This is a genomic window from Pontixanthobacter sp. (genome assembly GCF_049682855.1).
Classification (GTDB): Bacteria; Pseudomonadota; Alphaproteobacteria; order Sphingomonadales; family Sphingomonadaceae; genus Pontixanthobacter.
In genome coordinates this window covers 105,335-119,752 of record NZ_JBAUIK010000007.1, presented here as the reverse complement: position 1 = coordinate 119,752, position 14,418 = coordinate 105,335, and the positions used below count along the sequence as shown (strand labels likewise).

Genomic DNA, 14,418 nt, shown 5'->3' with positions numbered 1-14,418 from the left:
TAATCACGACAGAACGTGCTGCGGCCCTGCTCCCTTCTCAGCAGCACTATCCGCCTTATTATATATCTGGCATTTTTTCAGACTGAGGCAGCCGCACCCAATGCATCCGTCCAACCGGTCACGGGTCCGCTCCAAAAGAGCTATTTTTGCATCAAGCTGAGCGCGGATTGAGGCACTGATCTTTGCCCAATCACGCACTGTCGGATTGCGCCCTTGTGGCAGTTTGGCAAGCTCGTACTCAATCTCGCCCAAGGCCAGACCCAGCTTTTGCGCAATCAGAATGAAGCTCAACCGGCGTAAGTCAGCACGCAAAAAACGCCTCTGGTTACCGCTGCTACGGATGGACTGCACCAATCCTTTTTCCTCATAAAAACGGATCGCAGAAACCGATAATCCCGTCCGCCGTGCAAGTTCCCCGATTGGCAGAAAGTCTCTTGCGCTTGGCGCTTTAGGCAATGTTTCAGACACGGTTTCGACCTTATCAATAAATATCTTGACCTCACCTTAGCTTAAGGTTGCAAAATTGGCGAGCGATATGATTCGCAGCCGTCACATAGTGCGATCAGCTGATCATGCGCTCACGGCTAAACCAGAGGAAACACCATGCAAATCGCCAAACTAGAGCACGCCAATATCACTGTCAGCGACCCCAAACGCAGCGCAGCATTTTTTGAAAAATCATGCGGTTGGCATATCCGCTGGGAGGGGCCTTCTATGAATGACGGTTACACGATCCATGTCGGCAGCGAGACACATTATCTTGCTCTATATACCAATGATGCGGCACACGGTGGCTTCACCAAGGGACAACCACTTAACCATATCGCCATTCAAGTGACTGACCTCGACCTAGCCCGGCAGACGGTGGTGGATGCCGCTTTGGAGCCTTTCAATGATGGCACCTATGACCCAGGCCCGAGCACGTTCTACTTCTACGATTGGGACGGGATCGAATTCGAGGTGGTCAGCTATGAATGAGATCATCCTGCGTCGCCCGCTATTTGAACAACCTGTCAGGCGCCCGCATTGCCCACCACAAAACACGCCGCAGCCATCAAAGCGCCCGCAAAACGATTCGACCGGAACCGGTCCAGCGGATTGGCCGCATCCTCGGTATCCAGCGTGATCACTTGCCAGCACAAATGCACAGCAACCGGTAGCAGCGCCAGCAATGCAACGGGGTCAGGCCTAAGCAGCCAGAATGCCAGCGCCCATAGGCCAGCAGCCCCGCCATAAAATAACGCCACACCGCCGCGCACTTTGCCGCCCAATCGCAATGCGCTGGACCGGATACCGACCAGCGCATCATCCTCCCGGTCCTGCAAGGCATAGATCGTATCAAAGCCGATCACCCACAGGGCAGAGCCGACATACAGCGCCGCGAGCGCATCCAGGTGGTCGCTGCGCATGGCGCTCCACCCGGTCAGCAAGCCCCATGTGAACACCATGCCCAGCCACGCCTGCGGCCACCATGTAATGCGCTTCATAAACGGATAGGCCGCGACCAGAGCGACGCTAGCCAAAGCGACAATTTGCGCCTCAAGCCGCAGCTGTAATAACACTGCCAGCCCGATCAAACATAAGGCGAGCAGCCACGCCCAAGCGGTTTTTTTGCTCACCCGCCCGCTCGCCACAGGCCGCGCCGCCGTGCGCGCCACTTGCCGGTCCAGATCGGCATCAACGATGTCATTATAGACGCAGCCCGCCCCGCGCATGGCGATACTGCCCAGCAGAAACCACAACAGCAATTGCCATTGCAGCCCCGTTCCGGTGAGCCATACCCCCCACACACACGGCCAGAATAGCAGCCACCAGCCAATCGGCCGATCAAACCGGGCCAATTGCGCCAGATCACGCGGCATTTGCGGCAAACGCGCAATCAGCCCGCGATGCTGCGTATCGGGGACAATTCCCTCTGGCGTATCAGAATGCGGCGTATCGCTCATGGCGGCGCCATACATTGTCCATACGCCCTACACTAGAGTTTAGGAGCGGCGGTAAATTGCCCCGCCAATAACAATAGCATCCGGCCGTATCTCAATCTGTTCAGTAGATGTCTTGTCCAGAGTTTGCGTACGCGCCATCGGGTGATCGGTCAAAGAGATGCGCGTTTGGCGATATGTCATCATACCGCCTGACACCGAATATTCGAACTCAATCGTGATTACACCGGGATTACCGTTGATTGATTTGTACTGTATAAATGAGCCGGTGCGCGCTCCGAACACCCATTTTGCGCTATCATCTTGATTGACATAGGTGCCTTGCGGGATGGCCTGTGCCATTGCGGGGGCGCTGATGCAGATTGCAGTTGTGCCTGCTAGTGCTAGAAATACGCTACGCATATGTGTCCTCCTAAGCGCCCAATTCGCGCGCTGTGTGTAAATAAAGAGCGAGCAGAATGCCCAAAACCCCGACATGGCCCCCGAAAAGCGCGCCGCGACTATTCGTCACGGAGCAATTGAACCCCGGCAGCCTGGTCGAACTGTCTGGTAGCGCGGCGCATTACCTGTCGCGTGTGATGCGCGTCACAATGGGCGATATCGTCATATTGTGTGATAACCAGACCGGCGAATGGGCGGCAGACATTACCTCCATTGGCAAACGCGACGTGACGCTGGCTGTCACGCAGCAATTGCGCCCGCGCGAACAGGTGCCCGATTTCTGGCTATGTCCGGCCCTGCTTAAGAAAGACCGCTTCGATCTGGTGCTGGAAAAGGCGACCGAACTGGGCGTTCGCGCAATCCGCCCGGTTATTGCCCGCCGCTGCGTTGCAGATAAACTCAACACCGACCGCGCGGTGTCGATCATAACGGAGGCCGCGGAACAATGCGCGCGGACCGCCTTGCCTGCTCTGGCCCCGGTTGAGAAACTCAGCATATTTCTGGCACGCTGGCCCGCAGGCCGGACGCTGTTTTTCGCCGATGAGAATGGCGGCGCACCGGCGGATCAAACGTTTCGTAATACGCGCGGCCCCGCTGCATTGTTAACCGGGCCGGAAGGCGGATTTGATGATGCTGAACGTGCGCTGTTACTCGCCCATCCTGAGGTTAAACCGATTACGCTAGGCCCGCGCATTCTGCGCGGTGAAACCGCTGCTATCGCGGCGACCGCATTGTGGATGGGCGTGGCTGGCGATTGGTAGCCTCAATGATCGATGCCATCGCAGCCGCCACCATAACGGGGCAAAATTTCGCCCGAGCCGCAAATTTTCTGGTCAGTTTGCGCTGGGTTGCCTAACGCGGAGGGATGAGCACGCGAGACGCATCCGGGGCCGCCGATCCCTTCATCGAACACCGCGACCAGTTGGCCGCGCCCATGCAAGCGGGTGAGAAGCCAAAGAGCGACTGGCGGATCGGCACCGAACATGAAAAGCTGGTCTTCAAACGCGATGATTTGCGCGCCCCGTCGCACAATGAGAGCGGCGGCATTCGCGACCTGCTGCTGGCGCTGGCCGATTATGGCTGGGAGCCGGTTGAGGAAAATGGCGAAGTGATCGCCATGCGCGGGCCCGATGGGACCGTCAGCCTGGAACCGGCGGGCCAGCTCGAACTATCCGGTGCGCCGCTGGATAATTTGCATGAAACCTGCGCCGAGACAGGCCGCCATCTGGAACAAGTGAAAGCGGTTGGCGAGAAATGCGGGGTTGGCTTTCTGGGCCTTGGCATGTGGCCTGATAAAACCCGTGCGGAATTGCCGATCATGCCCAAGGGGCGTTATGCCATCATGCTGCGCCATATGCCCAGGGTCGGTGATCTGGGCCTCGATATGATGCTGCGGACCTGCACCATTCAGGTCAATCTGGATTACGCATCAGAGGCCGATATGGCCAAGAAATTCCGCACCAGCCTGGCGCTGCAACCGCTCGCCACTGCGCTGTTTGCCAACTCGCCCTTCACCGAAGGCAAACCCAACGGATACCTCTCTTATCGCAGCCATATCTGGTCAGATACTGATCCGCATCGTACCGGCATGCTGCCATTCGTATTCGATGACGGGTTCGGATATGACCGCTATGTCGATTACATGCTTGATGTGCCGATGTATTTTGTATTTCGGGACGGGAAATATATTGATGCGGCAGGGCATAGCTTTCGCGACTTTATGAACGGCCGATTGGCGGTTCTGCCGGGCGAGCTGCCGCGCGAAAGCGATTGGTGGGATCACCTGTCCACCGCATTTCCGGAAGTACGACTGAAAAGCTTTCTCGAAATGCGCGGCGCGGATGGCGGACCGTGGAGCCGGATCTGTGCTCTGCCCGCTTTCTGGGTCGGCATTCTATACGATCAGGCGGCGCTGGATGCAGCGTGGGATCTGGTCAAGCACTGGACGATGGAGGAGCGCGAGGCACTGCGTAACGCTGTGCCGAAAGACGGCTTGGCTACGCCGGTTCCCGGCGGCGGAAAATTGCGCGATCTTGGCGCGGACGTCCTCAGCATAGCGCGGGCAGGCCTGTCGGCGCGTGCGCGCCTGAACACCAGCGGAGACAATGAAACCGGTTTCCTCGAAACGCTTGATGAAATTGTTTCAACCGGCAAATCGCCGGCACAGCGTCTGCTCGACCGCTATCACGGCGAATGGGGCGGCGATGTCAAGCGGGTCTATAAATACAGCTTCTGACCCGCCGCGACTTTATTCTGCCGGTTGGTGCTGGATCACGGGTCCGCGCGGGCGGAATATGCGTTTCATTCTGGCGAGGCGGCTGGTGATCGGTCCATTGACTTCCATCCAGGCGTGATATTCGCGGTATTTCGCATCCTCTTGCAGCAGATGCGCTTCTTCTGTTTTGGCGCGCCAATAATAAATTGCGCTAACGCAGCCGAGGAAGAATGTGTTGCGGATGACATCGACCATCGAATGGCTGGTTACCAAAAACGGCAATGTCGCAAACCACCAAAAGGTGTTTTTCGACAGATAGGCAGGGTGCCGGGTATAGCGATAGGGCCCGTTGGTCAGAACGCCGCGATAGGTCAGGTTGGAAAAACGAAGGCCGAACGCCACCGTCGCCCACGCATAAAACGCAGTCAGTGCCGTGAGCCACGCAGCCCAGATATAAAGCAGCGGGGTATTGCCCGCGAGCCAGTGGGTCCAGCCGGGCGTATTGATCTCATAAGCGATCATCCCGCCCGACATGAAAGCATAGGCAACCGGCGGATAGCACATCAGCGCCGCCATCCAGCCCGCCAGAAACGGGTTGCCGCTGCGGATATGCGCGTCAAGCGGGCGCATGGTGACCAGATAACCGACCGTGCCGATCTGCACATCGATCAGGAACAGAAGCTGGATCATCAACAGACCAAAGCGTACCGGATCGCTGATGATTCCGGCCGTATCGACAGTTACCGCATAGGCAAAACCGCCCGGCAGGATCGAAATCATAAAGGCGGAGAAAAAGCCTTTGATAATCCATGCCCGCCAGTGCTTTTTCACTTCGCCGGGATCATACGCCTCGCGGCCGAGCAACATTGCGCCGAAATGCCACACATGGTCGCGCGGATTGATCATCACACGGTCGATCCACAGCACGTAAGGAATAGACAGCACAAATAGCGGTATCGCCGCCGCGCCAATGACGTCCATCGCGAACAGATAGGACCCGTCCCAATACCAGCGCCCCGCGCCGTACAGGAAACCGATAATTCCCCAGGTCGCCCACAATCCGGTGATCTTGACCAGTGTGACGTCTTTAATTGCCGCAATCGGGCGCGGATTGTCCCAATCGATCCCGGTGGACGGGCGGCGATGGACCTTGTCTACACATATTGACCACGCGATCATCGGACCGGCAGAAAACAGCAAAGCCGCAAGCGAGGCATAGGGGCCAGACAGCGGTTCACGCGGTCCCGGCAGATCGAGCATTTCAGCGATCGGCGCGTAATTACGGCAGAATAGCAGCCATAGGATCAGACCAAACAGCCCGACAAAACCGACAACGGCCGATACATCGCTTTCTGGCAAGCCGCTATGCGAAGGCCGCGAAGCAGCGGTTGCCGGGGCGGGGTGTGCTGACTGGCTCATGCCCTGTCGCATACCCGATAACGGTTAATGCATCGGTAATACCGGTACTATTGAGGCTGACTGCCCCTCGACCCGGCTATATCAACGCAGCGCAGTGATGCGCCCGCTATCATCGAGTATATACATGGTCTGGTTGGCCACCAACGGCGCGAGCGACACGGGTTCCTTCAAATCCATAAACAGACTGCTTGACCCCTCGCCCACGCTCAAGCGGTGAATTTCGCCCTCCGTGCTGGCTGCCCACAGCGTATTGCCCGCGAGCACGGGGCCGGTCCAGAAAATCGGCCCCTCGCTGTCTTTTACATCCTCATAACGCTGCAATTGTGTAATCCAGCGGATTTTGCCGGTGGAACGCGCGATCGCCAGCATCCGTGCATCATCTGTCAATGCGAAAATCCACTCGCCAGCGATTGCCGGTGTTGAAATGCCCGCGACGGTAATTTCCCAGATGCGCTGTCCCGTAATCAGCTCATAGGCTGCCATCCGGCCGCCCTGGCCCAGCGCATAGACCCGGCCCTGGTCGATGATCGGATCGGCATCAATATCGGTCAGCGCGCCCACCGATGTCGAGATCGAGGTGCGTGCCAGAGCATCCGACCACAAAGTCCGGCCATTTTCATAGCGATATGCGGCCAGCTCCCCGGAACTATAACCGGCGATAACGGTCCCTTGACCTGCGGCAGGGGCAGCCACGCCAAACACGCCCGCTTGCGCGGTAGAGCCCGATTCCTGCCATAAATTACTGCCATCTTCGGTGCTGAGCGAGATAATCTGGTTATCCTGGGTCATCACAAATGCGGCATTGAAGGCAATTGTCGGTGCGCCGCGGAGCGGACCAGCCGGCTTCACCTTCCATATTTCGGCGCCGGTTGAGGCATTAAGCGACGCCACTTCACCGATGCCATTTGTGGCGTAGATCCTGCCATTGTCGTAGCTCGCGCCGCCCCCGAAGGCTGCCGATTCCAAATTGCTGGCAACGGCCATCTTATAGGTCCAGCGGCGTGCGCCGCTCTGCGCGTCGAAGGCATGGACAACGCCGTTGGTATCCACCGCCACCAGCACGCCCCCACCCACAATCGGCGAAGACGCCAACCGGCGGCGGTTGGTCGAACCGGCTATTTGAACGCTCCACGCGACTGAGGGGCTTTCGGCCAAGGCCACATGACCATTGGATTTACCGGCATTGCCGCCAGCTTGGGCCCATTCGGTATTGACAGCAGGGGGCGGCAATACGACCGATGTACCGGCCAGCGCGGGATCGACTTCAGCGTCATTGGCAATGGTGGACAAAACAGCAATCCGGTTGCCGAGCGTCGGGGTCGTTTTCTCATCCGAGCCCCCGCCAAACAGGCCGCCACTGCAGGCAGACAATGCCCCGATCAAACACAGACCCGTAGCGATACGCCCTAAACTTGCAGAATTTTTACTGATCATTGGTCAGGCATATCCTATTTCGTGTGCGGTCAGGTTGCAAATCAATCATTGCGCAGGTGCCCCGTTGGCAGCAGGCGCAGCGGTGGATGGCGCATCGTCATTCGCGCCGATCTCCTCGAGTATTTCGTCAACATCCTCAATCGCGTCAACACCCAGCAGGCCAGCCAATTGGCGCGTGCGTGAACGCAGGCTGTCTGGCACATCCTCGTCTTTGGCGATGGCGGCAAGCAGAGTGCCGGCTTCCTGCCGTTTACCCTGCTTGAGATAGGCCATCGCAACCATTTCGCCCGCACTGCCAAACCAGGCATTGCCCGGCACGGCCATCGGTTTGAGCCGTTCAATAATGTCTGCGGGTTCGCGCGTATCGAAAGTAGCCGCAATTTCCCGAATAGTGGCCAGGTTGCGCAGGGTTTCGGGCGAACCCTGATCAGCAGCCACTGCCGCAAAGATGCGCGCGGCTTCGGCGGATTTGCCCTGCTGCTGCGCAATCCCGCCCTGTAACAATTGTGCGGCGGCTTTCGCGCCGCCATTTCCCTCTGCAACCAGCGGACCCAGCGTGGTCGAGGCAGTATCGAGATTCCCCGCTTCAAGCTGATCCAGCGCGCTGGTCAATGTTTCGGTATCGCGCTCCATCGCGGCGGTGTTCTGGCCGTCCCAGTAAAGATATCCTGCAAATGCTGCCAAACCCAGCACGATCGCCGCGATCAATGGTTTCCCGTATTTCTCCGCAAAGGTCGCCAGCTGGTCCTGCCGGACAGCCTCGTCCACTTCGCGCATCAGCACATCCTCTTCGGCCACCTTTTTCTGGTCGCGGGAGGGTTTAGGCGTTTCGGGAGATGTCGGTGTAAGGGCCACGGGTGGCGCGTCCAATCTTTTAACAAAAACAGTGCGCCGTCTTTAGCCGATGGGCCATGCGATGCAATTCTTGTTTGATCTGCTGTCCCCCGCAGCGTGAACCAAAGGTGAAGCAGAGCGGGTTAGCGTGTGACGGGAACGCCCATTGCTGACGAATATAGCCGTAAATAGCTGTCGATCATCACCGCCTCGTCAAATTCCTCTAACGCTTTGATCCGGTTGGCTTCGCCCAGTGTTTTGCGCAATGCCGGATCAGCTACCAACGCGTCTAGCGCGCCGGTCACGGCTATGGCTGTACGGCCATCCACCACGAAGGGGCGGTTTGGCGCGCTGACCATATCTGCGACATCGCCCACTTTGGTTGACACGACCGGAATGCTGGAGGCCATCGCCTCCAGAACCGAGATCGGGAACTGTTCCGTATCGGAAGATAGCGCAAATATATCAAACAGACCGATAAACCGCTCCGGCTGGGCGGCAAAGCCGGGCAGATGGACTCGGTGGCCGATATTGAGCCGGTCTGCTTCGGCGCGAATGGCATCCTCTTCCGGCCCTTCCCCGACAATCACCAATTGCCATTCCTCGGGCATGGAAGCGAACGCGGCGACCAATTTGGGCAGGTTCTTCACTGCACGCAAACCGGCAAGCGTTCCAATCCAGAATTCGTCCGTCCGCTTCACCACACCGCGCAGCGCATCGGGCTTCGGTTTTCTGGCGAACTTGCGGGTTTCGATCCCGTTGGCGATCCGCTTCACCCGGCCCATTGGCTGATCCCAGATGGTCAGCGCGATATCTTCCAGCACTTCGGAGGGGACCACCAGGCCCGACGATTTGCCAAGCGCAATCCTGCGATAGAGGTTGCGCGTGGGCTTCAACCGTTTTTGTTCATCCTCATTAAATCCGTCTTCATGATGGATCAGCGGGGGCAAACCGAGTTTGTCCTTGAACAAGGTGTGCGCCATGACCGCATCCATTGCACCCCAATTATAGGTCAGTACCAGATCATACCCCTGCATCGCGGCGGCGATTTTATATAAACGGCCCGGGGTCGGGCGGCCGCGTAATGATGGAAAATTATTGGGGTAAGTGACGCGCATGCCGTTTGCGATCAGGCGCGCCGCCGCCATGTGGTCGGGCATGGCAGAGACAATGGCATGGCTGAATTGTGTGCCGAAAGCATTGATCAAACGCACACAGCGGATTTCCTTGCCGCCAGCAGAAAATGTCGAATGCAAATGCAGGATGCGCGGCTGCCGCACGGTTTCTCCACTCATGAAATGCGGGCCAATAATGCATCGATTGCATCGATAACGGCCTGCTCCTCCAGCAGCGGCGCATGGCCGATATCGGGCACAGTTACTGATACGGCATCGGGCAACCGCCTGAGCATTTCGGCCAGTGTCGCCTCGCTCAGCAAGTCGGACAAGGCGCCGCGCACAATCAGTACAGGCCGCCCGGCGAGAGCTTCTAAAGCGGGCCAAAGATCGGGCGGCGCAGCGCCGTCATCATTCTGGAATGGTTCGGCAATGTTCATGTCATAATCGAACAGTATCCGGCCGTTCTGCTGCACCGCCATGCCGCGTTTGGCCATTGCCAGCCAGTCATCCAGACTAAATGCGGGAAATGAGGCAGCATGCTCTTCCTCCAAAGCGCGGGCGGCATGCATCCATGACGCATAGCTGCGCCCTTGGCCGACATATTCGCGAATACGCGCAATTCCTTCCGCATCAATTGCAGGACCGATATCATTCAGCACTGCTCCGGCAATTCGCTCTGCGCCGCCAGCGGCCATAATCATCGTCATTAATCCGCCCAGAGAGGTCCCGATCGCAATAAACCGTGATATGTTTTCATGGGCGAGCAATGCCTCAATATCCGCCACATAGGTCAGCGGGTTATAGGTGGCGAAATCTTTGGCATAATCGCTCCCCCCGCGCCCACGCATTTCGGGCACCAGCACGTCGTGCGTTTGCGATAAATGCTGCGCCAGTATGGCGAAATCGCGCGCATTGCGCGTCAGACCGTGCATGCACAGGATCGGCGCAGCGCCTGGTTTGGCACCATTGCGCGCTGGATAATGGCGGTAATGCAGTCTTAACCCGTCTGCGCTTTCCCAGAAACGGCTGCTATATGCTTTATCCATGTGGCGGAAATTTCCCTATCCCTGTCAGCAGACCAGATTGCATCTGGCAATCACGGCGTCCATTATCGCGCGATGACAGCCGAACCGCAAGCCGCAGCCTATAGGCCGGACCCGAAGATATTGGAATTGGCGAATTGGCTGGGCGATCCTGTGTCTGCGGCCCCTTTCCCCGCAACCGATATTCGTTTCCGCAATGACCACGCAGCGCGCTCTGTCGGGCTCGCCGGTTTGCCGGATCAGGATTGGCAGCGACACTTTGGCCGGTTTGAACCGCTGGCGGATAATCTGCCGCAGCCGCTGGCCTTGCGTTATCACGGGCACCAGTTCCGCAATTACAATCCGGAAATAGGCGATGGGCGCGGCTTTCTGTTTGCGCAAATGCGCGATGATGAGGGACGTTTGCTTGATCTGGGCACGAAAGGATCGGGACGCACACCACATAGCCGCGCTGGCGATGGGCGGTTGACGCTGAAAGGCGCAGTCCGTGAAGTTCTGGCGACCGAGATGCTGGAAGCTTTGGGCGTAAACACATCCAAAACGCTGTCGATCATCGAAACCGGCGAGCAATTGGAGCGCGGCGATGAACCCTCTCCTACCCGCTCGGCCGTGATGGTGCGCCTTAGCCACGGGCATCTGCGTATCGGGACTTTCCAACGTCTGCTGGCATTGGAGGAACGCGACCATATGGCCGCTCTTGTCGGTTACTGCCTAGCCCATTTTCCCGGTCCGCCGCCGCCGCAGGATGCACCGGGGCGCGATGAGCCAGCCGTGCAATTAATGCATCAGGTAATCAGCCGGATGGCTGATCTTGCCGCCAGCTATATGGTGGCAGGCTTCGTTCACGGCGTGCTCAATACCGACAATATCAACATTACCGGCGAGAGTTTCGATTACGGGCCGTGGCGCTGGCTGCCAAGCTGGGATGCTGGCTTCACCGCCGCCTATTTCGATCATTCGGGCCTCTATGCCTTTGGCCGCCAGCCCGAAGCGATCCACTGGAACTGCGGACAATTGGCAGTCGCTCTAAGATTGCTCGTCGATGCTCCGCCGCTGATCGCGGCGATGGAACGGTTTGGGCCGCTATATATGGAGGCGGTTGCGCGGCGGTGGTGCTGGCGGCTGGGGGTTGCACCGCACAGCCCGACAAGAGACGCTGCGCTGGTGGCGGCGTGTGAACAGGCAATGCGCAGCAGCGGCGTTCAGCCAGACAGCTTTTTTCACCGTCACCGCGGCGGGCGTGATGCGGCGGACGGCACGGCGCAGGCGCTGGCGGGCTACGTACCGACGGACAGCTCCCACCCATATTGGCAGGAGGACACGGCGGAATCTCTGGTCATTGATGAGGTCGAACGGGTGTGGGATGCCATCGCCCGGCGCGATGACTGGCAGCCGCTGCACGATAAGATTGCTCGAATCCGCTGGATGGGGGAGGCGCATGGCACCCCGCCAACCCCGCGCGGGCACGAATGACACGAATGATATGTGCCAGCTAATTGACCTTACCGCACCGGACAGTAGAAGCCTGTCAGAACGCATGTAATAGATGGACGACGAGTCACTGACTCGCACACAGACGGGACGACGATCAGCGTGGTTAGACCAGAGCTTATTTCCTTTGAACCGGCGACCGGCGAAGAATTGTGGCGCGGCAAAATTGATGATGTCGATGCCGCAGTGGACCGCGCCCGGCGCGCGTGGCCCGAATGGGCGGCCAAGCCGCTGGCAACCCGCATCGAGCTGTGCCGCCGTTTTGCTAATGAAGTGCGTAGTGCATCCGACAAAATGGCCGAACTGATTGCCAAGGAGACCGGCAAACCGCTGTGGGAAGCGCGTAGCGAAGTCGAAGCGGTGATGAACAAGGTCGACATCTCTGTAACCGCCTTTGCAGAGCGTACGGGCCAGAAAAAACTCAATAGCGGTATTCAGGGAACTGCCGCAGTCCGCCACAAGCCGCACGGCGTAATGGTGGTACTGGGCCCGTATAATTTCCCCGCCCATCTGCCCAATGGCCATATTATTCCGGCGCTCATCGCTGGCAATGTCGTGATTTTCAAGCCGAGCGAGAAAACCCCTGCGGTTGGTCAATTGCTGATGGAATGCATGCACAAAGCGGGCATTTCGGCAGCGGTCGCCCAGTTCTTTGTCGGCGGTCCGGAGGAAGGCAAGGCCCTGGTCGCGCATCGCGGCGTGGATGGTGTGCTGTTTACAGGCTCTGCCCAGGCCGGCATCGCGATCAACAAAAAACTCTCGACCAATCCGGGCAAAATCGTCGCGCTGGAAATGGGCGGAAACAATCCCATTGTTGTGATCGAAACGCCGAAGGTAAGCGATGCGGCGACTTTAATCGTGCAATCCGCGTTTACCAGCGCGGGACAACGCTGCACCGCAGCGCGCCGACTGATCATCATCGAAAGCATGTTCGATGCAGTTGTGGAAGAGCTGAAAACCATGACCGGCAAACTTATCGTGGATGAACCCTTTGCCGATCCTGCCCCGTTTATGGGCCCGGTGATCGACAACGCTTCTGCCGATCAATTGGTTGAGAGCTTTTTGTATCTGCTTTCGAATGGCGGAAAAGCGATCCGCCATATGCAGCGCCCGAATGACGATTTGCCGTTCATTTCACCAGGCATTATCGATACCACAGCGATGACGGATCGGCCCGATGTGGAATTGTTCGGCCCGCTATTGCAAGTGATCAAGGTCAAGAATTTTGATGCAGCAATTATTGAGGCCAACCGCACGCGATTTGGCCTGTCGGCGTCGCTGATTGGCGGCAATCCGCAAGACTATAACCGGTTCTGGGCCAATATCCGCGCTGGCATTATCAACTGGAATCGCCCGACCAATGGCGCATCGTCCAACGCACCATTTGGCGGGATCGGTCTGTCAGGCAATCACCGCCCTGCCGCATTTTATGCAGCCGATTACTGCGCCTATCCCGTGGCAAGCACAGAAATGGATCAGCCGCGCGCGACGATCGGCGTGGGCATGAAACAGACCTAAACGGCTTAGTTTCCGCTGGTGACCAGATCGATCTGGGTCAGGCCAGAGGGCAAGCTGCGTCCATAAACGACATAGCTGCCGGACCCTTTCATACCGCTGATTATGTTATCGCCGTCATATGTGACATGCTCGGAAGAGTAACCGGCAGAAAGCGCGCGGCTGTAGTAGAATTTCAGCACTTCATCGAGCGGAACCGGCGTGAGATAATTGACCACCCGCAAGGAACAGTCCCCGACATCGGTTCCGGCCGCCTCCTTCGTGGTGCCGCGCGGATAGACCGGGAAATCGGCTGGCAACTTTGCCGCCCAAGCTGCTGAATATTCTACTTTCTCTGCGCAATTGGCACCGCCGGGCGAGGCCGCGGCACGCGCTGCTGCGGTCAATGTAGAGGATGGGGGAATGGACCGCTCCAGCCGCTCCGGCGCGGGCAAATCCTTAAACCCGGCGCTGCCGCCAACGAGCGCGAACGCCGCCTCGCGCGCGGCATTTATCGCCTCAGGAGTCATGTTTTCGGGCGGGATTGATTGGTCTGTTCCCCCTGTCAGTGCCGCATTCGCCTCATTCTGATTGGCAAGATCGGGATCGACCATAATCTGGTCATTCAGCGCCTGCTCCGCCGCCGGATCCATTTCGCCAGCAGCACCATCATCCGCCTCGCTGCTGCAGGCGCCAAGGATTAGAAGGGGAAGCACCGTGCCGGCCAGCAACACATGCCTGGATATGAAAGCGGGCATCGCAAAAACTCCATCAATCAGAATGTCCCCATGCATCACTGTGCCGGAGTTAATGGCTTGTTACAAAATATGGTTAATTTTTCGGCTGTCCCGATAAAGGATGGTCTGCCCGAGAATATTAACCGGCGCGCTCGGTGCCGTTCAATATAAAGGGATCCGGCTGCCAGCTATGACAGGCCGGATCCCTTCCACACCCTTTTCAGGCTGCGCTTTGGCTGCCGGTGGGAA

General features: G+C 58.1%; 14 protein-coding genes. 5 read left to right on the top strand and 9 right to left on the bottom strand.

The genetic code is table 11. From position 1 onward, the window contains the following. Positions 1 to 3 precede the first annotated feature (3 nt). Positions 4 to 468, bottom strand: a complete 465-nt coding sequence (gene soxR, locus WA922_RS03545; protein WP_424770294.1) for a redox-sensitive transcriptional activator SoxR — start codon at positions 466 to 468, stop codon at positions 4 to 6. A gap of 135 nt (positions 469 to 603) precedes the next feature. Here soxR and WA922_RS03540 point away from each other — a divergent pair, with 135 nt between their 5' ends. Beyond that, on the top strand, positions 604 to 978 hold the full coding sequence (locus WA922_RS03540; RefSeq protein WP_424770293.1) for a VOC family protein: 375 nt from the start codon (positions 604 to 606) through the stop codon (positions 976 to 978). A 35-nt stretch (positions 979 to 1,013) separates the two neighbouring features. On the opposite strand, the gene ubiA is transcribed toward WA922_RS03540, so the two are convergent. Both ubiA and WA922_RS03530 read right to left on the bottom strand, forming a co-directional pair. Beyond that, a complete protein-coding gene (gene ubiA, locus WA922_RS03535; RefSeq protein WP_424770292.1) occupies positions 1,014 to 1,946 on the bottom strand; it encodes a 4-hydroxybenzoate octaprenyltransferase in 933 nt (310 codons plus the stop codon). A gap of 39 nt (positions 1,947 to 1,985) precedes the next feature. After that, a complete protein-coding gene (locus WA922_RS03530; protein ID WP_424770291.1) occupies positions 1,986 to 2,345 on the bottom strand; it encodes a hypothetical protein in 360 nt (119 codons plus the stop codon). A gap of 56 nt (positions 2,346 to 2,401) precedes the next feature. Here WA922_RS03530 and WA922_RS03525 point away from each other — a divergent pair, with 56 nt between their 5' ends. Both WA922_RS03525 and WA922_RS03520 read left to right on the top strand, forming a co-directional pair. Then, positions 2,402 to 3,145, top strand: a complete 744-nt coding sequence (locus WA922_RS03525; protein ID WP_424770290.1) for a 16S rRNA (uracil(1498)-N(3))-methyltransferase — start codon at positions 2,402 to 2,404, stop codon at positions 3,143 to 3,145. 104 nt (positions 3,146 to 3,249) lie between these two features. Continuing rightward, a complete protein-coding gene (locus WA922_RS03520) occupies positions 3,250 to 4,620 on the top strand; it encodes a glutamate--cysteine ligase (RefSeq protein WP_424770289.1) in 1,371 nt (456 codons plus the stop codon). Between the two features lie 12 nt (positions 4,621 to 4,632). Here the strand turns inward: WA922_RS03520 and WA922_RS03515 are convergent, their stop codons facing one another. The 5 genes from WA922_RS03515 to WA922_RS03495 form a co-directional block, all read right to left on the bottom strand. Beyond that, entirely contained in the window at positions 4,633 to 6,018 is a 1,386-nt protein-coding gene (locus tag WA922_RS03515) for a methyltransferase family protein (RefSeq protein WP_424770288.1), read from the bottom strand. Between the two features lie 81 nt (positions 6,019 to 6,099). Further along, positions 6,100 to 7,452 carry a PQQ-binding-like beta-propeller repeat protein gene (locus WA922_RS03510; protein ID WP_424770287.1) on the bottom strand — a complete coding sequence of 451 codons (1,353 nt, stop codon included), beginning with the start codon at positions 7,450 to 7,452 and terminating at the stop codon, positions 6,100 to 6,102. 45 nt (positions 7,453 to 7,497) lie between these two features. Continuing rightward, on the bottom strand, positions 7,498 to 8,307 hold the full coding sequence (locus tag WA922_RS03505) for a tetratricopeptide repeat protein (RefSeq protein WP_424770286.1): 810 nt from the start codon (positions 8,305 to 8,307) through the stop codon (positions 7,498 to 7,500). 122 nt (positions 8,308 to 8,429) lie between these two features. Continuing rightward, positions 8,430 to 9,581, bottom strand: coding sequence for a glycosyltransferase (locus WA922_RS03500; protein WP_424770285.1), 1,152 nt, complete (start codon positions 9,579 to 9,581; stop codon positions 8,430 to 8,432). After that, positions 9,578 to 10,450, bottom strand: coding sequence for an alpha/beta fold hydrolase (locus tag WA922_RS03495; RefSeq protein WP_424770284.1), 873 nt, complete (start codon positions 10,448 to 10,450; stop codon positions 9,578 to 9,580). Before WA922_RS03495 ends, WA922_RS03500 begins: the two co-directional genes overlap by 4 nt. A gap of 72 nt (positions 10,451 to 10,522) precedes the next feature. Between WA922_RS03495 and WA922_RS03490 the strand changes: the two genes are divergently transcribed. Together WA922_RS03490 and astD are read left to right on the top strand one after the other, a co-directional pair. After that, positions 10,523 to 11,920: a protein adenylyltransferase SelO family protein gene (locus tag WA922_RS03490; protein WP_424770341.1), complete on the top strand. Its 1,398-nt coding sequence runs from the start codon at positions 10,523 to 10,525 to the stop codon at positions 11,918 to 11,920. 114 nt (positions 11,921 to 12,034) lie between these two features. Continuing rightward, entirely contained in the window at positions 12,035 to 13,456 is a 1,422-nt protein-coding gene (gene astD / locus WA922_RS03485) for a succinylglutamate-semialdehyde dehydrogenase (protein WP_424770340.1), read from the top strand. Between the two features lie 5 nt (positions 13,457 to 13,461). Here the strand turns inward: astD and WA922_RS03480 are convergent, their stop codons facing one another. Continuing rightward, complete coding sequence (locus WA922_RS03480) at positions 13,462 to 14,190, bottom strand: hypothetical protein (protein ID WP_424770283.1); 729 nt, start codon at positions 14,188 to 14,190, stop codon at positions 13,462 to 13,464. Positions 14,191 to 14,418: the final 228 nt, after the last annotated feature.